Annotated in this window: 24 protein-coding genes; 6 read left to right on the top strand and 18 right to left on the bottom strand. The window is 70.4% G+C overall.

Going from position 1 to position 20,022, the window contains the following annotated elements:
* Positions 1-198 precede the first annotated feature (198 nt).
* From hemC to ACH34Q_RS01905, 4 genes are all read right to left on the bottom strand, one after another.
* Positions 199-1,230 (bottom strand): hydroxymethylbilane synthase, encoded by a 1,032-nt coding sequence (gene hemC / locus ACH34Q_RS01920; protein ID WP_395980917.1) that lies wholly within the window; start codon positions 1,228-1,230, stop codon positions 199-201.
* Positions 1,223-1,567, bottom strand: coding sequence for a hypothetical protein (locus ACH34Q_RS01915; protein ID WP_395980916.1), 345 nt, complete (start codon positions 1,565-1,567; stop codon positions 1,223-1,225). Before ACH34Q_RS01915 ends, hemC begins: the two co-directional genes overlap by 8 nt.
* Positions 1,568-1,641: 74 nt before the next feature.
* Positions 1,642-2,445 (bottom strand): SAM-dependent methyltransferase, encoded by an 804-nt coding sequence (locus ACH34Q_RS01910; RefSeq protein ID WP_395980915.1) that lies wholly within the window; start codon positions 2,443-2,445, stop codon positions 1,642-1,644.
* On the bottom strand, positions 2,445-2,753 hold the full coding sequence (locus ACH34Q_RS01905; protein WP_395980914.1) for a hypothetical protein: 309 nt from the start codon (positions 2,751-2,753) through the stop codon (positions 2,445-2,447). Before ACH34Q_RS01905 ends, ACH34Q_RS01910 begins: the two co-directional genes overlap by 1 nt.
* Before the next feature lie 196 nt (positions 2,754-2,949).
* On the opposite strand from ACH34Q_RS01905, the gene ACH34Q_RS01900 reads away from it, so the two are divergent.
* Positions 2,950-3,759 (top strand): XRE family transcriptional regulator, encoded by an 810-nt coding sequence (locus ACH34Q_RS01900; protein WP_395980913.1) that lies wholly within the window; start codon positions 2,950-2,952, stop codon positions 3,757-3,759.
* Here ACH34Q_RS01900 and ACH34Q_RS01895 read toward each other — a convergent pair.
* The 6 genes from ACH34Q_RS01895 to ACH34Q_RS01870 form a co-directional block, all read right to left on the bottom strand.
* On the bottom strand, positions 3,728-4,387 hold the full coding sequence (locus ACH34Q_RS01895; protein WP_395980912.1) for an HAD hydrolase-like protein: 660 nt from the start codon (positions 4,385-4,387) through the stop codon (positions 3,728-3,730). The genes ACH34Q_RS01900 and ACH34Q_RS01895 overlap by 32 nt on opposite strands.
* A 1-nt stretch (position 4,388) precedes the next feature.
* Positions 4,389-5,185, bottom strand: a protein-coding gene (locus tag ACH34Q_RS01890; protein ID WP_395981073.1) for an IS5 family transposase whose coding sequence is annotated in 2 segments (ribosomal slippage) — positions 4,389-4,843 and positions 4,843-5,185 — 798 coding nt in all. Because the reading frame shifts where the segments join, the coding sequence is not laid out codon by codon here.
* A 570-nt stretch (positions 5,186-5,755) separates the two neighbouring features.
* Positions 5,756-6,127, bottom strand: coding sequence for a hypothetical protein (locus tag ACH34Q_RS01885; RefSeq protein WP_395980911.1), 372 nt, complete (start codon positions 6,125-6,127; stop codon positions 5,756-5,758).
* 500 nt (positions 6,128-6,627) lie between these two features.
* Positions 6,628-6,789 (bottom strand): ATP-binding cassette domain-containing protein, encoded by a 162-nt coding sequence (locus tag ACH34Q_RS01880; protein ID WP_395980910.1) that lies wholly within the window; start codon positions 6,787-6,789, stop codon positions 6,628-6,630.
* Positions 6,790-7,012: 223 nt separating this feature from the next.
* Positions 7,013-7,579 (bottom strand): DUF2165 family protein, encoded by a 567-nt coding sequence (locus ACH34Q_RS01875; RefSeq protein WP_395980909.1) that lies wholly within the window; start codon positions 7,577-7,579, stop codon positions 7,013-7,015.
* Between the two features lie 316 nt (positions 7,580-7,895).
* Positions 7,896-9,524 carry an acyl-CoA dehydrogenase family protein gene (locus tag ACH34Q_RS01870; protein WP_395980908.1) on the bottom strand — a complete coding sequence of 543 codons (1,629 nt, stop codon included), beginning with the start codon at positions 9,522-9,524 and terminating at the stop codon, positions 7,896-7,898.
* Between the two features lie 151 nt (positions 9,525-9,675).
* Here ACH34Q_RS01870 and ACH34Q_RS01865 point away from each other — a divergent pair, with 151 nt between their 5' ends.
* On the top strand, positions 9,676-10,359 hold the full coding sequence (locus ACH34Q_RS01865) for a DUF1707 domain-containing protein (protein ID WP_395980907.1): 684 nt from the start codon (positions 9,676-9,678) through the stop codon (positions 10,357-10,359).
* 5 nt (positions 10,360-10,364) lie between these two features.
* Here ACH34Q_RS01865 and ACH34Q_RS01860 read toward each other — a convergent pair whose 3' ends face one another.
* The 6 genes from ACH34Q_RS01860 to ACH34Q_RS01835 all read right to left on the bottom strand — a co-directional run bounded on the left by ACH34Q_RS01860 (position 10,365) and on the right by ACH34Q_RS01835 (position 14,492).
* On the bottom strand, positions 10,365-10,604 hold the full coding sequence (locus ACH34Q_RS01860; RefSeq protein ID WP_395980906.1) for a hypothetical protein: 240 nt from the start codon (positions 10,602-10,604) through the stop codon (positions 10,365-10,367).
* Positions 10,605-10,665: 61 nt separating this feature from the next.
* Entirely contained in the window at positions 10,666-11,436 is a 771-nt protein-coding gene (locus tag ACH34Q_RS01855) for a sirohydrochlorin chelatase (protein WP_395980905.1), read from the bottom strand.
* A complete protein-coding gene (locus ACH34Q_RS01850) occupies positions 11,418-12,128 on the bottom strand; it encodes a phosphoadenylyl-sulfate reductase (RefSeq protein ID WP_395980904.1) in 711 nt (236 codons plus the stop codon). The genes ACH34Q_RS01855 and ACH34Q_RS01850 overlap by 19 nt, the downstream gene beginning before the upstream one ends.
* Positions 12,125-12,319: a hypothetical protein gene (locus ACH34Q_RS01845; RefSeq protein WP_395980903.1), complete on the bottom strand. Its 195-nt coding sequence runs from the start codon at positions 12,317-12,319 to the stop codon at positions 12,125-12,127. Before ACH34Q_RS01845 ends, ACH34Q_RS01850 begins: the two co-directional genes overlap by 4 nt.
* A 15-nt stretch (positions 12,320-12,334) precedes the next feature.
* On the bottom strand, positions 12,335-14,005 hold the full coding sequence (locus ACH34Q_RS01840) for a nitrite/sulfite reductase (RefSeq protein ID WP_395980902.1): 1,671 nt from the start codon (positions 14,003-14,005) through the stop codon (positions 12,335-12,337).
* Positions 14,006-14,279: 274 nt separating this feature from the next.
* Positions 14,280-14,492, bottom strand: a complete 213-nt coding sequence (locus ACH34Q_RS01835) for a hypothetical protein (protein WP_395980901.1) — start codon at positions 14,490-14,492, stop codon at positions 14,280-14,282.
* Between the two features lie 200 nt (positions 14,493-14,692).
* On the opposite strand from ACH34Q_RS01835, the gene ACH34Q_RS01830 reads away from it, so the two are divergent.
* The 4 genes from ACH34Q_RS01830 (at position 14,693) to ACH34Q_RS01815 (ending at position 18,268) form a co-directional block, all read left to right on the top strand.
* Entirely contained in the window at positions 14,693-15,736 is a 1,044-nt protein-coding gene (locus ACH34Q_RS01830) for a YihY/virulence factor BrkB family protein (RefSeq protein ID WP_395980900.1), read from the top strand.
* Positions 15,737-15,791: 55 nt separating this feature from the next.
* Complete coding sequence (locus tag ACH34Q_RS01825; protein WP_395980899.1) at positions 15,792-16,751, top strand: phosphotriesterase; 960 nt, start codon at positions 15,792-15,794, stop codon at positions 16,749-16,751.
* Between the two features lie 126 nt (positions 16,752-16,877).
* Positions 16,878-17,594: a phosphoribosyltransferase gene (locus ACH34Q_RS01820; protein ID WP_395980898.1), complete on the top strand. Its 717-nt coding sequence runs from the start codon at positions 16,878-16,880 to the stop codon at positions 17,592-17,594.
* A complete protein-coding gene (locus ACH34Q_RS01815; RefSeq protein WP_395980897.1) occupies positions 17,591-18,268 on the top strand; it encodes a dienelactone hydrolase family protein in 678 nt (225 codons plus the stop codon). Before ACH34Q_RS01820 ends, ACH34Q_RS01815 begins: the two co-directional genes overlap by 4 nt.
* A gap of 293 nt (positions 18,269-18,561) precedes the next feature.
* On the opposite strand, the gene ACH34Q_RS01810 is transcribed toward ACH34Q_RS01815, so the two are convergent.
* Together ACH34Q_RS01810 and ACH34Q_RS01805 are read right to left on the bottom strand one after the other, a co-directional pair.
* Entirely contained in the window at positions 18,562-18,858 is a 297-nt protein-coding gene (locus tag ACH34Q_RS01810; protein WP_081640018.1) for a WhiB family transcriptional regulator, read from the bottom strand.
* 205 nt (positions 18,859-19,063) lie between these two features.
* Complete coding sequence (locus ACH34Q_RS01805; RefSeq protein WP_395980896.1) at positions 19,064-19,981, bottom strand: sucrase ferredoxin; 918 nt, start codon at positions 19,979-19,981, stop codon at positions 19,064-19,066.
* Between the last annotated feature and the right edge of the window lie 41 nt (positions 19,982-20,022).

Raw genomic sequence — 20,022 nt, 5'->3', positions numbered from 1 at the left:
GTCACACCCCAGGGCGGAAGGTGCCCACGGCGCCGGCCGAACTCCCTTAACGGTCGCCCTGCGGGTGCCTACGGCATTCGGCGGGCCCCTTCCCTGTCAGCACGAAAGGGAAGCCGCGGCCCCTTCACCCCTCAGGACCACGACACCGAAACGCGAACAACCCCGACCGCAGCCGGGGTTGCCCTCACCATCGGCCCGTCAGTGCGGGATGCCGTCGATGAGGTCGCGTGCTCCCTTACGCAACAGGTCACCGGCGACGTACGCGCCGAGGTCGGCGCCCTTGTCCGGCTCTGACCACTCCTGCGAGTGAACGAAGCGGGACCCGTCACGGGTGAAGACCATCCCGCGCAGGCTGAGTTGCCCGTCCCGCTCGAAACGGGCGTGACCGGCTATCGGGCTGTTGCAGTGCCCGCGCAGCCCATGCAGCATCGTGCGTTCGGCGTTCACGCACCGCCGGGTCTCCCGATCATCCAGCAGCCGGACCAGTTCCACGATGTCCTGATCAGCTTTCCGGCAGTCCACCGCCAGCACCCCCGACCCCACGGCCGGAAGGATGTCGAGCGCCTCGCCCGCCCGTTCGATGCCCAGCCGACTCAGGCTCGCACTGGCCAAAACGATCGCGTCGAACTCCTCCCCGGAGTCCAACCGACCCAGCCGCGAATTCACGTTCCCGCGCAGATACTCCACCCGCAGATCAGGCCGGATCCGCCCGAGCTGGGCGCGCCGCCGTACGGCCGAGGTGCCCACCAGCGCGCCCGGCGCCAGGTTCGCCAGCCGTTGCACGCTGCTGGCCATCGGGAACAGCATCACGTCGGAGGTGTCGTCGCGTTCGACGTAGGCGGCGAACACCAGGCCCTCAGGGCGCGGCACGTCGCCGGGCACGTCCTTGAGGCAGTGCACCGCGATGTCCACCCGCCCCGTGAGCAACGCCCGGTCGATCTCCCGCATGAACGCGCCCTTGCCGCCCAACTCGCCCAGGTGCCCGCGATGCCGGTCCCCGGCCGTCTGGATACCGGTGATCTCAACCCGGACGTTCGCCAGCTCCTCCAGCCGCGCGGCCACGCCGCGAGCCTGCGTCATCGCCAGCGGAGAGGTACGTGTGCCCAGCCGCAGCACACCACCCCCACCCGACCACGAGAACGCAGGTTGGACACCGGCATGCGCAGCGGGAACCAGATCTGTCACGCCCGAGACCCTAGCCGCATCACCCGGCCGTCCACCGTCATTCATGCTGCGACACTCCTTCCCTTACGCACGCGGCGTACGCGGCGAACCGCTCCTTCTCGGCCGCCAGCCGGGCCAGGTCATCCAGGGTCGTTTCGACGTCACCGCCGTAGTACTCACGAACCACCCAGGCCAGCACCGTCGCCGGTTCGCGGTCCTTGTGGTCTTCATCGACGACGCCGCAGGCCACCAGCGCCGCCCCGATCTCCCGCAAGGCCACCGCACCCACGTTGCGAAAGCCCGCCACCTCATCCCGGTCCAGCGCCGACACCAGGTCACCCACCGTGCGGACACCTTCGCCCTTGAGCGGGTTCAGCACATGAGGACGCAGCCCCAGACACACCAGCGGGCACCCCGGCCCCGCCACGCCCACCGGGTGATCACAGCACCGCCTTGCCGCCTCGCCGCCCGAACCGCTCACCGCGCGACCCGGCCGACACCGCCCAGCACCGGCAGCGCCGTCACCGGACCCGCGTCGATCGGCCAGTGCTGCACCTGCACCACCCCCGGCGACACCATCCGCAACCCACCGAACAGGCCCGCGATCTGCTCATGGGTACGGAACTTGCCCGGCGTCGGCGTCCCGGCATACACCCGCTCCACCTCAGCCACCACCCTCGGATCAGCACCGCTAGAGCACACGTGCGAGATCACCACCGCACTACCCGGAGCCAACCGCTCCACCAGGGACGCCACGATCCCCGCCGGGTCCTGCTGATCGGTGACGAAATGCAGCACCGCCACCAGCAGCACCGCCACCGGCCGCCCCCAGTCGATCACCTCGCCCAGACCCGCGATCACCGCCCCAGGGTCCCGGACGTCCCCGGCCACGATCGGCATCCCGCCCAACCTCGCCCGATCATGGGCCAGCACCACCGGATCGTTGTCCACCCCGACCACCACCGCACCCGCCGCGAACCTGCGAGCCACCTCCCACGCGTTCGGCGAAGTCGGCATCCCGGTACCGATGTCCACGAACTGATCGATCCCGGCCTCACCCGCGCACCAGGCCACCGTCCGATGCATGAACCTGCGGTTGTCCCGCGCCGCCCGCACGATCGACGGCGCCGCCTCCTCCGCCTCCCGAGCCGCCTTCCGATCCACCGCGTAGTTGTCCTTGCCACCCAGGAACACGTCATACATCCGCGCCGTCGAAGGCCGCCGCATCGACTCATCCAGCCCGGTGCACGCCTCCAACGGCTCATCCACCCGCCGCGCCATCACCGCGCCCCCCGCTCCAAGAGCGCGACCAGTACACCCGGAACCCGCTCCACCTCTTCCACCGGAGACAGCCACTCCCCGGAGTCCGGCACCTGGTACCACCACTCACCATCGCGCCGGACGCACCCGACCTCCACCGAACGCGACGGGTCCCCCTCCCGCACCACGTTCAGCACCGGCGCCGCCGCCCGACGAGCCACCAGACCGCACGCCAGCGGAACCGGTCGGTCCTTCTTCCCGAACGCCTTCGCCGACTTGTGCGCGATCACCGCATCCAGCGCCGCCAGATGCAACCGCCCGTCGCCCATGGCCGCTCCCAGTCGCGACCCCGTTCCCTGTTCATGGCCAGCACCCATCGCTTTCCGCCTCCCTTGTCGGATCGTCGTGTTCTTGATCCGATCCGACACCCGCAGCGAGGACCGGCAACACCACGTCCATAGCGCTTTACGGGACGTTGTACTCGTGCTAAAAACGTCCCCTAACGCCCCCCAGGGATAGGGCACCTTGATCGTGAAGAACGAGCGGCTTCGCAGCGTCCTGATCAACAGCGGCTACACCGAACAGCAGTTGGCCGACGAACTCGGCCTTGACGCCAAGAGCGTTCAGCGATGGATCACGCGAGGGGTCACCCCTAGGAGGCCAGCGGCCTACCGAACGGCGAGGCTTCTGGAAGTTCCGGTCACCTGGCTATGGCCCGACTTGGAAGGTGACCGAGAGGCCACATCTCAATCAGAGATCGTCACCCACTACTCGCACCGAGCCAACACACCTCGGCAACTGTGGTCTGACCTGCTGACGAACGCCCGAACCGACATCTGGCTTTTGGCGAATGCCAGTCTCTTCCTGCCTGAGGAGAATCCCGACTCGATCGAGATCATTCGCGGCAAGGCCCGGGAGGGTGTCAAGGTCCGGATCGTTCTAGGGGACCCGGACAGTCCCGAGATGGTGCTTCGGGGGGTCGAGGAACGGCTCTATGATGCCATCCCCGCGCGTATCCGTATGGCGCTGACTTACTACAGCCCGTTGGTCGGCACGCCCGGTATCGACTTCATGCTTCATCGGACGTCCCTCTATAACTCGATCTTCCGCTACGACGATCAGATGCTCGTCAATCAACACATGTACGGGACGTACGGGTACATTGCGCCGATCCTGCACCTACGCCGGATCGAGGGCGCCGACCTCTTCGATACCTACCTGAAGAGCTTCGAACGCGTCTGGGAGACCGCGACACCGATCGAGGAATCCAACTTCTGGCAGCAGCGAACGCAGGCCCACGAGCCTACGAACCCTTCACCTTCCGCACGCCCGTGACGGCAGCCACAACGGCGTCTGTATCGACGAGATCGGCAAGTACCACGTCCGGCCCCTCTGCGCGCAGTCGTTCAACGCTGTCACTGCCCGACGCCACCGCCACCACGTAGGCACCGCCCAGCCGCCCGGCCTGCACATCGCGAGGCGTGTCCCCGATCACCACCGTGTTCCCCGGGCTGAAGTTCACGCCGTGCTTCGCTGAGGCCCGCGCTTGCGCGATCCCGACCAGATTCGCCCGGACGATGTCGTCCGATCCGTATCCGCCGATCTCGAAATCCAAGCCGTGGTGAAGATCGAACGTCGCGACCTTGGTGTAGGCGTTCGCCTTGATGTTCCCTGTCAGGACGGTTTGTACGACACCGGGCACAGCTGCCAGTGCGGCGATCGCCTCCCTGGCACCGGGCAAGGCGTATCCGACCTGGCTCAACCGTTCCGTCCGAGACGACAGTGCGGCCGCGAGCACCTCTCCGAACCTCGCCTCATCCTCCGCAGAGACTGCAAGCCCATGCCGTTCGACCAGGTCACCCAGGATGATCGGGTCAGTACGTCCATCGGTTCTTGCTCGATGCTCCGCAGACCTTCCGGTCAGCAGCTCAAACGCGCCTGCGTAGGTCTCTTTAGAGGGCATCTCATTTGGTGAGTTGGCGGTGGCAAATGAGGGTGGCGGCGATGCCGACGAAGGCCAGGAAGTGCTCGGGTTTGCGTTCGTAGCGGCGGTGCAGGCGGCGGCAGCCGCTGAGCCAGGACACCGTGCGTTCCACCACCCAGCGGTGGCGGCCCAGCCGTTCGGAGGACTCGATGCCGCGGCGGGCGATGCGTGGGGTGATGCCGCGCCGGCGCAGCCAGCGCCGCAGATCGGTGTAGTCGTAGCCCTTGTCGCCGTGCAGTTTGCCGGGGCGGCGCCGGCGTGGACCGCGCCGCGAGCGGATCGGCACGATGCCCTGGACCAGGGGCTGCAGCGCCAGTTTGTCGTGGGTGTTGGCCGCCGAGATCCCGACAGAAAGGGGCAGTCCGGCACGGTCGACCAGCAGATGGATTTTCGACCCAGGCTTGCCGCGGTCGACAGGATTCGGGCCTGTCAGCTCCCCCCTTTGCTCGCCCGGACGCTGACCGAGTCGATCGCGCACCGCGACCAGTCCAACTCCCCGCGCACTCCCAACTCGTCCAGCACCAGGCGGTGCAGCTTGGCCCAGACCCGCGCCGCGGTCCACTCGGTGAAGCGGCGGTGCGCAGTGGGACCGGACGGACCGAACACCGGCGGCAACTGCTTCCAGGTGCAGCCGGTGGTGGCCACGAACACAATCGCGGCCAGCACCTCACGATCCCCGTACCTACGCCGGCCACCACCCTGCGGCCGCGTCGGAGCAGGCGGCACCACCCGCTGGAACAACTCCCACAACTCCTCCGGAACCAACCGCTCGACCATCTCCACGAACGGCAGGCTACAACCGAACCACCAAATGAGATGGCGTCTTACTCACCCCACCGTTCTCGATCAGCGTGTGATCGACGTCCCACAACACCAGCAACGGATGGTCCGCCCACTCCTCAGTCACGCCGATCACCCTACGAGCATCGCTCTCCACCGCCTACCCCAATCCGGCGGCCTCCCGTCGTGTGAGGGTTTTCCCTACTAGGTCAAGGCAGGCGCGCGCCCGTTCGGCGCGCGCCGTGACGTTCGGTCACGCCGCCGGTAGCAGTTCGGTTCGACTCGGCGACGCTAACCCGGCGGTCAGGGAACGGCGGATCGGGACCGTCACCAGCGCCCAGTCCGGCCGAGACGGACGCGGGGCCCCTACCCCACGCCGCTCGCCGTCCGGGCGCGTGACGCCCCCTCCCGCCGTCCCTTCCACCGGGCCACGCGCACCAGCGCGAACCGGCCCCACCCCCAGCGGCTTCACCGTGCACGTTCCGCGACCGGCAGCCGCGCTCTCGCTGTGACCACCGTTCAGCCCGGCACGCCAGCGCGGCCGCCGGCTGCTCATCTCAGCGCCCGTTAGCCCTCACGCTGGCTAGGCACGCCCCGTTCCACCAGGCCCAGCCGCAGCAACGCCGAACGCACCGCCCCGCGACTACGCCCGAAGTGCTTACCGAGGTCGCCCGTCCCCACCCCCGCACCGAACAGCCGCCGCAACTCCGTGTCTTCCTGCTCCGTCCACGCCTTGCCGTGGTTGGGATGCACCGAGCGCAGCCGATCCAGCCGCCCGCCGCTCCCCTGATCGGCCGACGCCAGCGCCTCCGCCGGAACATCCAGCACCGCGCTACCGCCGTTCATCAGCACCAGCCGATCCGCCTCCACCGTCAGCTCTGTCACCCTCACCTGACCGAACTGCTGAGGACCCGTGAAAGTCACCCGCACCTGAGCCATGCACGCCCCGTTTCCCGCTCACATCGCCACCCCGACCAAGCCAGGTGATACCCGGGCAATGCGCCCACCACGCGCCCCGTTCATCTCGCCGCCTACCGCACGCGGTCACCAATGACGACGGAAGGCCCTCAGGCTGATGATTTGGTTCCCAACCAACCCCGGCCCCCGCCCCTTCCAGGTGGCCGCCTCCGTCGGCCGCAGTACCCAAAAGCGCGTATGCGACCCGGCCAGCGCGCTAAGCCGCCGCCCCGCACACCCGCCGGGCACACGCCCAACTCCTAGACCCGCACAGGGTTGAGCGAGCGCACGGGCGGCCGGGCACGACCTTGACCGGGGACCCCTCCGGCGGGCCGCCCCGGGCCTAAGGCGGGCAGCCGCAGGCAAGCCCGAAGCCGCGCGAGGCTAGCAGCCCGCCGCCCCGATCAAGCCCGCACCCGACCACCCACAATCTGACGCCCCGTCGTCCCGTGACCAGCGCCGTTAGGGTCCCGAAAGAAGTGTCACAATCGCGTTGCGGTCTTGCCGGCACCGTTCGGGCCGACCAGACCGACGATGCGGCCGGCGGGAACGGCGAGGTCGACCTCGCTCAGCGCCACCCGGCGTCCGTACCTCTTCGTCAGCGCCTCGGCCTGGAGAACCGGGGCGGAATCCTCATTCGACATGCCCCCATCCTGGGAACCGGCGCCATCTCCGGGCATCGGCCCAAAGCACCGTCCATGCCGTCGGTGACGGTACTTTCGGCCGGTTCGACCGGCCCTGACACTCCAGGACCCGCAAGTGGCCCACCCCGCCACGGGGTGGGCCACTTCTCGTTCGCCGGACTTCATCCAACGGCTGGGGCGCCGCCAAGGACCACCTCGGCTTCGCCTGCCACGGCACCGACCGTCAGGCGTGGTCGGTCTCGCGCGGTGCCCGGTCGTTCGTCATGGACAGGAAGACGAGCACGATGCCGATGTAGGTGCACAGGCGCACCGCGTCGGGGATGCCGTTCCAGGTGTCGTTCATCCACATGCCGAACCATTCACCGGCCACGGCCTGGAAGCCGAAGAACCACAGGAACAGGCCGATCGTGCAGCCGGCCAGTCCCCACCGCTTGGCGTTGCGATACGCGGCGTCGGCCGCGCGCAGCGTGCGGGCCTGCCGCCACGCGGAGGCCAGGCAGGCCACCATGATCAGTGCTTCGGTGAGGATGACGCCGATGTAGCCGGCATGGTGGAACCAGCGCCACGAGACCGCGCGGTAGTTGATGTTGCTGACCTCTTGCAATGCGGGTTTCTGCGCGTCCATCGAGAAGACGTGCGAGACGAAGTTGAAGTTCGTCCAGTAATCGGTCACGTTGCCGAACACCACCAGGAGGGCGAAGCCGCCCACGGTGAACGTGAGCAGCGCCTTGCTCGCACGGATGAACCACGTGGTGTCGAACCGCTCAACAGCGGATGCCGGAGAAGCCATCGGACTCGTCCTTGCTCTATCGGGGGACAGTGCATAGGCCCCTCGATCGAGTGCAAGAACACGTCCTCGGGGCCTGGTGCCGCCCGTCCTTGCGTACGGTCCCCCGGCGGGACGACCGTGGCGGGCGTGGTCCACTGGCTCCGTCGCCGGCTGCGACGTCGCGGGCCCCGGTGGCCTGAGGTGTGACCTGCGGTGCCAATGATACGGGATGGGAACGGTGAAACCGGACACAGTGTTCGGCGAGGTCAGAACGTCTCGGGGCGTTCTGTCAGCGCGCGTCGGGCGTCCACGTCCGGCGGCGCCGCGTGTTCCGGGTTCAGGTGGTTTTGGGGACGGCGCGTTCGATGATGGTCCCGAGGTCCAGGCCGGGGGGCAGGGTGCCGTAGGCGTTGCCCCAGTCGCCGGCCAGGCGGGAGGCGCAGAACGCGTCGGCCACGGCCGGGTGGCCGTGCCTGACCAGGAGCGATCCCTGCAATGTGAGGGCGAGGCGCTCGACCACGCGGCGGGCGCGCTGCTCGATCGTGGCGGTGTCGGTGAGGGAGTCCTTGACCTGGAGGATCGCGGCGTCGAGGCGGCGGTCCGCGCCTGCGGCGGAGTCGATCTCCGCGAAGAAGGCCTCGACGGTCTGGGGCTCCTTGGCCATGGCGCGCAGGACGTCCAGCGCGGCGACGTTGCCGGAGCCCTCCCAGATGGAGTTCAGCGGGGATTCGCGGAAGAGGCGGGGCATGCCCGACTCCTCGACGTAGCCGTTGCCGCCGAGGCATTCCAGGGACTCGGCGGCGTGGGCGGGCCAGCGCTTGCAGACCCAGTACTTGCCGATGGCGAGGGCGAGGCGCTTGAAGGCCGTCTCCGTCTCGTCGCCGCGTACGGAACGGTCGGTGGCGCCCGCCAGCCGGGTCATCAGGGTGGTGGCGGCCTCGGACTCGATCGCCAGGTCGGCCAGAACGTTGCGCATCAGCGGCTGGTCGATCAGGTTCGCGCCGAACGCCTTGCGGTGCGCGGCGTGGTGGGCGGCGGTCAGCACGCCTTGCCGCATCCCGGCCGCGGCGCCGATCAGGCAGTCCAGGCGGGTCATGTTGACCATCTCGATGATGGTGCGGACGCCCCGGCCCTCGTCGCCGACGCGCCAGGCCACGGCGTCCTCGTACTCCACCTCGGCGGAGGCGTTGGACTTGTTGCCGAGCTTGTCCTTGAGCCGCATCAGGCGCAGCGGGTTGAGCGTCCCGTCCGGCAGTACGCGGGGGACCAGGAAGCAGGTGAGGCCGCCGGGGGCCTGGGCGAGGGTCAGGAAGAGGTCGCACATCGGGGCGCTGGTGAACCACTTGTGGCCGCGCAGCCGGTACGTGCCGTCGGGGGTGGGCGCGGCCTCGGTGGTGTTGGCGCGGACGTCGGAGCCGCCCTGCTTCTCGGTCATCGACATGCCGGCGAGCAGGCCGCTCTTGCCGGACGGCTCGCGCAGGCCGAAGTCGTAGACGGAGGTGCTGAGCAGCGGCTCGTACCGGGCGGCGAGTTCGGGGCTCTGGCGCAGGGCGGGTACGGCCGCGTACGTCATGGAGATCGGGCAGCCGTGCCCGGCGTCGACCCGCCAGGCATAGAACTTGGCGGCACGGGCGACGTGGGCGCCGGTGCGCTCGTCGGCCCAGGGTGCGCCGTGCAGGCCGTGCTCGACGGCCGTGCGCATCAGGTCGTGCCAGGCGGGGTGGAACTCGACCTCGTCGACGCGGTGACCGTAGCGATCGTGGGTGCGCAGTACGGGCGGGTGCTCGTTGGCCAGGCGTCCCCAGTCCTGGGCCTGCTCGGTGCCCGACAGGCGGCCCAGCTCATGGACCTCGGGAAGGGCCCAGCCGGCGCCCTCGCGCTCGATCCCGTCCAGCAGCGCCGGATCGTCGGCCACATCGTGGCCCACGAGGGGAGGAACCTGGTTGAACACCTGATGGGTCGCCATCGCACCGCTCCGAGACACTGGAAACACGCCGCCACCTGGCAGGATACCGAACATCGTTCGGAATGACCGCCACCGGTCCTCCTGAAGGCTCGGGGCGATCTCGTCCGCGCGGCGGATTGCCCGCAAGGCGGGAGGGCATACCTTCTGAACCATGAGTCAGCCCACCCCGCACCAGGATCGGCGGCCGGCGGAGTCCCGGCCGCAGGTCCCCCCCGATCCGACGCCGCCCGACCGCGTGCGCGCCTCCGACGCCGAGCGCGAGACCGTGGTGGAGCGGTTGCGGGTGGCCTCGGTGGAGGGCCGGCTGACCTTCGAGGAGCTGACCGAGCGGAGCGAGGCGGCCTATCTCGCGGTGACCCGCGGTGAGCTGGACGCCATCACCACCGACCTGCCGGGCATGGGCGCGCCGGGCGCCGAGCCCGCACCGATGCAGGTCCAGCGGCGGTTCACCGCCGTGATGGGCGACTGCAAGGAACGCATCGTCGGGCGCATCGACCAGAGCCTGGAGGTGCTGTCGGTGATGGGCGACGTCGTTCTGGACCTGCGTGGCGCCCAAGTGCCCAGCGGCGAGGTCCGCGTGACCGCCACCGCCGTGATGGGCGACATCAAGGTGATCGTCCCGGACGGCGTGAAGGTGGAGATGAGCGGCTACGCCGTGATGGGCGACCGCAGGGTGCTGGTACGGGAGGCGCGGCTCGGCCGGTCGGTCCCGGTCGTCCGCATCCAGGCGCACGCCATCATGGGCGACGTGAAGATCGTCGACGACGAGCACCACGAGCCCGTCCGCCGCGCCCTGGCCACCTGGTGGGAAGAGCGCAAGGCGCGGCGTGACTGAGGTCCTCAGTCGGGCTGGGCCGAGTCCGGGTGGCCCACGTCGACCCCGGGCGAGCTGACGCCGCCGCCCTCGTCCTCCTGGCGCGCCATGCCCTCCTCTTCGGCGGGCACGGTCTGGCCCTCGTCCGGGACTCCCTCGTCCGGAGGCACGGTACGGCCGCGCCCGTTCGCGCCCCGGTTCACCGGGGCGAAGTCCTTGTCATGTGTCTCTTCGGGCTCGTGCCCGAGGTTCTCGCGATCGGCCATATGATCCGCATACCCGCTGGGACGCGGGTATGCGGATCGTGAGCGGGCGAACCGCGGCCGATCAGACCGCGGCCGCCGCCCGGCCGGTCGCGAACGCCTCGTCGTAGCGCAGCAGGACCAGTTCGGCCAGCTCCGGGGCCGACCCCAGGACGGGGGAGACCGCCGTCGCCCCGGCCGCCAGCGATTCCGTACGGACCTTGTCGGCGAAGTAGCCCGGGGCCAGGAAGTAGGAGGCGACCACCACGCGGGGCGCGCCCGCCTCGTACAGGGCCCTGACCGCCGCGGCGTGATCGGGACCGCCCGCCGAGGCGTACGCCGGTACGACGTCGTACCAGCCCCGGGCGCGCCATTCCCGGGCCATCCGGCCGATCGTGGCGTTGGCCGAGGGGTCACTGGACCCCGCCGACACGAGCACCACGGCCGTGCCGGGATCGCCGGACTCCACGCCCGCCTCCGACAGCCGCCGTTCGAGTGCGGCCATGAGCAGCGGGTGCGGCCCCAGCGTCCCGGCCGTACGGAGCCCGAACAGCGGGTGCCGGCGCCGGACCGGGGCCAGGACCCCGGGGATGTCGGACTTGCTGTGGTACGCGGCGGTCAGCAGCAGCGGCAGCACCACCGCGCCGCCGGCGCCCCGCGAGGCCAGCCCGTCCAGCAGCCGGCCGGGCGCGGGCGGCGCGTGGTCCAGGTACGAGGTCAGGACGGGGACGTCCGGGCGCCGTGCCCGGACGGCGTCCAGCAGGTTCTCCACGGTGGCGGCGGCGCGTGGGTCCCTGCTCCCGTGCGCCACCGCGACCATCGGCGCGGGGTGTCCGCTCACAAGTGGATGCCGCATTCGGTCTTGCCCATCCCGGCCCACCGGCCGCTGCGCGGGTCCGCGCCGTCGGCCACCGGGCTGGTGCACGGCTCGCAGCCGATCGAGGGGTACCCGTCGTAGTGCAGCGGGTTGACGATGACGCCGTTGTCGGCCATGTAGTTGTCCATGTCCTCCTGCGACCAGTCCAGGATGGGGTTGACCTTCACCATGCCGCGCTTGCGGTCCCACTCGACGACCCTGCGGTCGCGGCGGCTGGCGGTCTCGTCCCGGCGGATCCCGCTGAACCAGGCCATGTAGCCCTCCAGCGCCCGGCCCAGCGGCTCCACCTTGCGCAGGTGGCAGCACAGGTCCGGGTTGCGCCCGTTCAGCCGGGGGCCGAGCGCGGCCTCCTGCTCCTCGACCGTACGGGACGGGGTCACGTTGATCACGTTCACCGGGTAGACGGCCTCGACCGCGTCCCGGGTGCCGATGGTCTCGGCGAAGTGGTAGCCGGTGTCGACGAACAGCACGTCGATCCCCGGCTTCACCTTCGACACCAGATGAATCAGTGCGGCGTCCGACATCGAGGAGGTCAGGCAGATCCGGTCGCCGAACGTCGCCGCGGCCCAGCGGATGACCTCCAGCGTGGAGGCGCCCTCCAGGGCCACGGCGGCCGATTCGACGATGTCTTCGAGGTCGAGGGTCGGTCTGTCGGTCTCCAGCAGCGTCACCGGTCGTTCTCCTTGCTTGGCTGGGAGGCACTCGGCGGGGAGGCGGTGGTCCGGGGGGCTCCGACGCCGAGGAACTTCAACTGGAAGGAGCGGACGCAGTCGGCACAGAACCACGCCCCATGCTCCTCGCGGGGTTCAAGGTGCTCCTCGCCGCAGTACGGGCAGTAGAACGGAGCCGCGCGCTCGCTCATTCCGGACTCCGTCCCTTACTTGAGATCTGCTTCGTCGGCCCGCTTGACCCACGCGGCGAACGTCTCGCCCTCGCCGCGCTGCGCGTCGAACGTGCGCACGACGCGCTCGACGTAGTCGGTCAGGCCGGCCGAGGTGGTCTTCAGCCCGCGCACCTTCTTGCCGAACGTCGCGCCGAGCTGCCCCCCCAGATGGATCTGGAAGCCCTCGACCTGGTCGCCGTTCTCGTCCACCATCAGCTGGCCCTTGAGGCCGATGTCGGCGACCTGGATGCGGGCGCAGGCGTTCGGGCAGCCGTTGACGTTGATGGTCAGCGGCTGGTCGAAGTCGGGCAGCCGCTTCTCCAGCTCGTCCACCAGGTCCATCGCGCGCTGCTTGGTGTCGGTGATCGCCAGCTTGCAGAACTCGATGCCGGTGCAGGCCATCGTCTGGCGGCGGAACGTGGACGGCCTGACCTGCAGGTCGAGCTCGGCCAGCGCGGCGGCCAGCGGCTCGGTGTTCTCCTCGGGGACGTCGAGGATCACCATCTTCTGCTCGATCGTGTTGGCGGTCCGGCCCGATCCGTACCGCTCGGCGAGGTCGGCGATCTTCCCGAGCAGGGGACCGTTCACCCGGCCCACGCGCGGCGCGAAGCCCACGTAGTAGTCGCCGTCCTGCTGCGGGTGGATGCCCACGTGGTCGCGCTGGCGGACCGGCGCGGCGGGCTCGGGGCCGTCGGGCAGCGCGTACCCGAGGTACTCCTTCTCCAGCACCTCGCGGAACTTCTCCGCGCCCCAGTCCTTCATCAGGAACTTCAGCCGGGCGCGGCTGCGCAGCCGCCGGTAGCCGTAGTCGCGGAAGATCGAGGTGACGCCGTGCCAGACCTCGGTGGCCTGCTCGGGCTTGATGAACACCCCGAGGCTCTGGGCGAACATCGGGTTGGTGGACAGCCCGCCGCCGACGAACAGCTGGTAGCCGGTCTCGCCCGCCTCGTTCACGACGCCGACGTACGCGATGTCGTTGATCTCGTGGACGGTGCAGTGCGCGGTACAGCCCGACAGCGCCGTCTTGTACTTGCGCGGCAGGTTGGAGAACTCCGGCGAGCCGATGTAGCGGTCGTGGATGTCGCGCAGCTGCGGTGTCGGGTCGATGATCTCGTCGGCCGCGATCCCGGCGAGCGGGCAGCCGATGATCGTACGGGGGACGTCGCCGCACGCCTCCATCGTGTGCAGGCCGACCGCCTCGAGCGCGTCCCAGATCGCCGGGACGTCCTCGATCCCCACCCAGTGCAGCTGGACGTTCTGCCGGTCGGTGATGTCGGCGGTGCCGCGCGCGTACCGGGTGGAGATGTCGGCGATGGTGCGCAGCTGCGCGAGGCTCAGCTGGCCGCCGTCGATGCGCACCCGCATCATGAAGTAGCGGTCCTCGAGGTCCTCGTCCTCGAGCGCGCCGGTCCGGCCGCCGTCGATGCCGGGCTTGCGCTGGGTGTACAGGCCCATCCAGCGGAACCGCCCGCGCAGGTCGGCGGGGTCGATCGAGTCGAACCCGGCCTTGGAGTAGATGTCGACGATCCGGGCGCGGACGTTGAGCCCGTCGTCGTTCTTCTTGTTCTCTTCGTTCTTGTTCAGCGGTTCCCGGTAGCCGAGGGCCCACTGGCCCTCGCCCTTTTTACGCTTGGTGGCAGGTGGCACGGCGCGATCCTCATCCATCGTGGTGGGGACGCGTAGTGCACCGGCAGTCGTGGACAGCCGGCTCGACATTGAGCAGGAGTTAAGTCGGACGTGACGCCGGTACACCACGCGCCGGTGAAAACAAGGGGGGCGTGGTCAGGGCGTCACGGACAGATCGCGCTGCGGACGCGCAGGAAGTCGACGTGCCGGCGCATCACCAGCAACGGATCCCTCGCAGCAGTCATACCCGAACTCTGACATGCCGTCTCGCGGGCTGTCCAGTTCCGTCCGGCATCCGGACAGGTGAGAAGAGTCATCCCTGGCGCTTCCAGTTCACCCGGGGCTCGGACCGCCCGGTCTCGGCGTCCCGCTCACCCGGCTCGGCACCCGGCGGGTCCTGGGACCCGGAATCGTCGGCGATCCCGGACCCGGACGCGGCCCGCGCGCGAGGCTGGTGCTGGCAGTCGCACCACGACCCGCCACGGCATTCCCCGTGGAGGTCGTCGCGGCACGCCTGGCAGATCATCCCTCCATTGTCACCGATGGACGCCGGTGCCCGCGTCGCCGCCCCCGGCGATCATGGGCCGCGGCGCGGTCCCGTACGTCCAAGTCCCGTGCGTCCAGGGGAGGAACCGGACGGGGGTGCACCGGGCGACGCGCGGATGGGGGCGCCGGAATGGGCTATCTACCAGGTAACGGGCGGACGACGCTCTACGGTGTATTGATGTGACCACGGTTTCGGACGCCACGGGCGTCGCCGGTACCCCGGCGGAGGAGGGCGACGCGGATTCGGGGAGCGGGGGGTCCGGGCGCCGGATCCTCTCTTGGAGCGGGTTGCGCGGAGGGCTGCGCGCCATGCGGCGGACCGGCTGGGGCCTGGTCCGCGACACCGCCGTGGCCGCGTTCAACTACCGGGTCACCGGGCTGGCGGCCGAGGCCGCGTTCTTCGCGCTGCTGTCGATGCCCCCGCTGGTCATCGGGCTGATCGGGACGATGGGGCATCTGCGCGGGCTGCTCGGGCCCGGCACGGTGGCCGAGGTGCGCGGCTGGCTGATCCAGCAGGCGCAGACCGTGCTGACCGGGCCGGCGGTGGACTCGGTGGTGATCCCGCTGATCGACGACGTGATCCGCGGCGGCAGCCCCGACATCGTGTCGCTGAGCTTCCTGATCTCGCTGTGGGCGGGCTCGCGGGCGACCAACGTCTACATCGACACGATCACCATCGCCTACGGGCTGTCGGGGATCCGCGGCGTGATCCGGACCCGGATCCGGGCGTTCGTGCTCTACCTGATCGGGCTGCTGATCATGATCGTGCTGATCCCGCTGCTGGTGGCGGGGCCCGCGCTGGTACGGCAGGTGCTGCCGGAGAGCGCCGTCGTGGTGTCGGTGTTCTACTGGCCGGTCGTGGTGGTGCTGTCCATCCTGTTCCTGGCGCTGCTCTACCACATGAGCGTTCCGGTGCGGAGCTCGTGGCTGCGGCAGATCCCGGGCGCGATGATGGCGCTGCTGATCTGGATCGTGGGCAGCTTCGCGCTGCGGCTCTACCTGGCCGGCTCGCTGGCCGGGGTGTCGGTGTACGGGTCGCTGGCCGCCTCGATCGCCGTGCTGGCGTGGCTGTACGTGGCGGCGCTGGCGGTGCTGATCGGCGCCGCGCTGAACGCCGAGATCGACCGCCGCTGGCCCAGCCCCGGCACCGCGCGGGCGCGCGCCCTCCGGGAGGCCGCCGTGGAGCCGGTGGCCGACCGGGAACGTGCCACCCCTGAAAGGTAAAATCCGGTCCGGATCACGGTCGGGTTTGACCAAATATGTCGTAACCTCGCGTTCCATGACCCCCCGCGAGGAGCCCGGGCGGCTTCGTACCGTGACCGGAACCATCCCGACGTCCGACGTCACCGGACCGGTGTTGCCGCACGAGCATCTGCAGCTCGACCTGCGCTGGCCGGCCCGGCCCGCGCTGCTCGGCGACGACCCGCGCCGCTTCCTCGACGAGGAGAAGCCGGTCACCCGCGAGCTGGCGGACCTGCGTACCGGGCACGAGCTCGGCCTGGTCGTGGACCTGTCCTGTACGGGGATGGGCCGCAACGCCGCCGCGCTGGCCCGGATCGCCGCGGGGGCGAGGGTCGCGGTGGTCGCCGGCACCGGGTTCTTCACCGAGCCGTTCCACCCTGCCTACGTCGCCGAGTCCGATGTCGAGCAGCTGGCCGAGCGGCTGCTGGCCGAGATCGGCTTCGGCCTGGACGGCACCAACGCGCTGCCGGGCGTGATCGGCGAGATCGGCACCTGGGGCGAGACCCCGACCGCGGCCGAGGAGCGCTGCCTGCGCGCCGCCGCCCAGGCCGCCCGCTACTCCGGGCTCTCGGTCGCCACGCACGGCCGCGCCGGGCTGACCCAGCTGGAGATCCTCACCGCCGCCGGGCTGTCCCCGGACCGGGTCGCGGTGGGCCACCAGGACCTGATCGACGAGCCCGCCGCGCACCGCAAGATCGCCGAGGCCGGGGCGTACGTCTCGTTCGGCTCCCTGGGGCTGGCCGCCGGCGACCCCGAGGCGCTGGACGTCCGGGTCCGCAACGTCATGGAGTTCCTGGACGGCGGGCACGCCGAGCGGCTGCTGCTGAGCACCGGCGTCGCGCGGATGACGCAGATCACCCGGTACGGCGGCGACGGCTTCGGCTACCTGTTCGAGACCTTCCTGCCCGCGCTGCGGGCCGCCGGGGCCGACGAGGCCACGCTGCGCACGATCGTGCACGACAACCCCCTCCGCTGGCTCGCCGCCAAGGGATCCTGAACCCGTTTGCCCGCACGGTCGCCCGTACAAGGGCCGCGGGGGACCGGGCGAGCACGGCGTAAGTGGGTAGAGCACTGGTGACGGCGTAAGAGGTGTTCTGCCGCGTCCCCGAAGGGGGTGACGCCGATGCGCTGGAACAGAACCACGCGCGAAGCCGATCGCGTTCCGGTACGGCTCCCGTTCACCGACCGGGCCGAGGCGGGCCGGGTGCTCGCCGAACGGCTCGTCCCGCTGGACCTGGACGGGGCGGTGGTCCTCGCCCTGCCGAGAGGCGGCGTGCCGGTCGCGTACGAGGTCGCCCGGCGGCTGTCGGCGCCGGACCGGCCGGTCCCGCTCGACGTGCTGGTGACCCGCAAGATCGGATACCCGCGCCAGCCGGAGCTGGGCGTGGGGGCGATCGCCGAGGGCGGCGCGCCGGTCTTCGACCATGACCTGATCGGCCGGCTCGGCCTGGACGAGGACGATCTGGCCGCGACCGTGGCGGCCGAGCGCGCCGAGCTGGAGCGCCGGGTCCTGGCCTACCGGGGCGACCGCCCGCTGCCCGACCCGGCCGGACGTCCCGTGATCGTCGTGGACGACGGGCTCGCGACCGGAGGCACCGCCCGCGCGGCGCTGAGAGCCGTGCGCGGGCGCGGACCGTCCCGGCTGGTGCTCGCGGTGCCGGTGGGCGCCGCCGAGACCGTACGGGCCATGGAGGACGAGGCCGACGAGGTGGTCGTGCTGGCCGCGCCCTGGTCGTTCCGGGCGGTCGGCCAGTGGTACGGGGAGTTCGGCCAGCTGACCGACGCCGACGTCACCTCCTGGCTGGAGCGCGCCGCCGGTACGCGGGAGGCGGGCCGATGACGAGCGTGCATCTTCCGGCCGGTGACGTCCGGCTGGAGGGCGACCTGGTCGAGCCCGGGAACTCGCAAGGGGTGGTGATCTTCGCCCACGGCAGCGGCAGCGGGCGGCACAGCCCGCGCAACCGGCAGGTGGCCGCCGCGCTCAACGCGCGGGGCTTCGGGACGCTGCTGTTCGACCTGCTGACGGCCGAGGAGGAGATCGACGACCGGTGCAGCGCCCGGCTGCGGTTCAACGTGCCGCTGCTGGCGGGACGGCTGGGCCGGGTGGTGGCGTGGGTTCGTGACGAGGCCGGCTCAGCGGCCGGCCCGGCGGCCGGAGCGGGAGCCGCGCGAGGGCCCGTCGGGCTCTTCGGCGCCAGTACGGGAGCCGCGGCGGCGCTCGTGGCCGCGGCGGCCGCTCCCGGCGACGTGGCCGCCGTGGTGTCCCGGGGCGGGCGGCCCGATCTGGCCGCGCACGCGCTGAAGGAGGTGCGGGCGCCGACGCTGCTGCTGGTCGGGGGCCGCGACCTGGAGGTGCTGTCGCTGAACGAGCGGGCCCTGGACCGGATGGACCAGGGGGCCGGGCACGAGCTCACGGTCGTTCCGGGCGCCGGGCATCTGTTCGAGGAGCCGGGAGCGCTGGAGGAGGTGTCCCGGCTGAGCGCGGAATGGTTCTCCGCGAATTTGGGGAAATAGCCCGCATTGCCGGGTCGGGTGCGGTAGCGGTCCGGCTGCCATTCGTGTTCGGCTGCCATTCACGATTCGGTGAAAGGCATGCGGGGGAGTCGTCGGAGTGGTAGTGGCCGGAGTGGCAGTAGAAGCGCCCGGTGGGGCCGTTTGTGCCGCCCGCGTGAGCGGGCAACGCAAACGGCCCCGCCGGGCGGGGCCGTACGTTTGTTTCCGGTGGCGTGCCGGGGTGCGCGAGGGGAACTGTGCCGCGTGGTGCCGGGAAGCCGGACCGCTGGGACCGCCGAGACGGTCCCGGCAGGTCAGGCGGCGTTGGCGCGGCGCATCCTGCGCCGGCGCTCGGACGCGCGCTCGTCTTCGTTGAGGCCGCCCCACGTGCCGTACTTCTCGGGCCGGGACACCGCGTAGTCCAGGCACTCCGAGCGGACGGGACAGCCCATGCAGATCTGCTTGGCCTTGCGCTCGCGAATCTCGCGCTCGGGCTGACGTTCGCCGTCGGGGCCGAAGAAGAGCACGAGGTCTTCCCCCCGGCACGCCGCGGCGTCCTGCCAGCCCCAGCTGGGACGAGGGAGGTTTGCCTGCCGACGTACCTGAGCCATGGAACACCCACCTTGGTTGGTTTACGAACAAAAAATGCGGACGTGGACGCCCGACATGCTCCGAGTCATGTGCGTGAAGCGACATGTGCCTGAAGCGCCGAATGGTCCAACGTCTGGAGTTGCCGCTCTGTTCCCCTCCCCCGGATCACCGGGTACCTGAGGGGTCGTGCGACAGGGAGACCCTCTAAATGGGGCCTTGGAGAGATTACACGAGGGCCGCTTCGTTGAGAAGGGTGATGTCCCTAACAATGTAGGTCCGGAGGTTCTCCTGGCAGTCCCGGCCGCACGGATCGGGCTGCTCGACGCTCTCAATGATCACTCGGTAACGGTTCTCCCGAGCGCGCACCAGCGCCTCGTACGGCGATCGGCCGGAGAGCGATTCCACGGTCACGCCGTCGATGTCGAAGATCTTCGAATGCTCGCGGACGAAGTGCTCGGCGGCCTGGACGGGCTCGGGACGGCCGGCCCTGCCGCGCAGGTGCGCCAGCCTGACCTGGCCGTTCAGGTACGCCTCGACGGCCGCCGTGGCCTCGTCGGGGCCAAGGTCGCCGTAGTAGAGCGCGTGGGGAAGGCATACGAGATTCGCCGCGTAGCGGTCACCGCCGACATGGGACGTTTCCCATATAAAGGACCCGAAACGCTCGGAGAGATGCCGCGCCAGCGGCGCTCCCGTCCGGGCACAGCAGGCGTTGCGGCGGCCGTGCGTGCAGACCAGCAGCACCGGATCGTCCACCGGCTCGCCGAATCCGGGCCGTTCGCCGGCGGCCAGCGCGCGCAGGTCGAGGCCGGCGAGCTCGGCGGGATCGGCCAGCTCGCGGCCCTCCAGCCACACCTCGCCGCCGTCCGGCCCGCCGTCGGAGAACCCCGCGTACACCTGGACGGGCGGGATCCGGCGGCGCCGCCCCGGCCTGCGGATGAGCTGGGGCCGGACACCGGCGGCGAGGGCCGCCCGTACGGCCTCGGCGATCGGCGCGGGGGAGGTGAGCGACTCGATCCGCTCCGGCCAGGGCCCCGGGTGCTCGATCAGCAGCCAGCTCCGTGCCTTGGCGGTGGCGCTGGCCAGGCACGGCCGTTCGCCCGAGTGGCTCCCCGGGCAGTGCTCGCAGCTGATCCGGCGCGTCAAGCGGTCTCTCCTCGTCGCTGGTCCGGCCCTGGGCGCTGGTC

The organism is Actinomadura sp. 9N407 (assembly GCF_044326315.1).
GTDB lineage: Bacteria > Actinomycetota > Actinomycetes > Streptosporangiales > Streptosporangiaceae > Spirillospora.
Note: the sequence above shows the minus strand (reverse complement) of the source record. Positions and strands in the feature narration are given on the sequence as shown.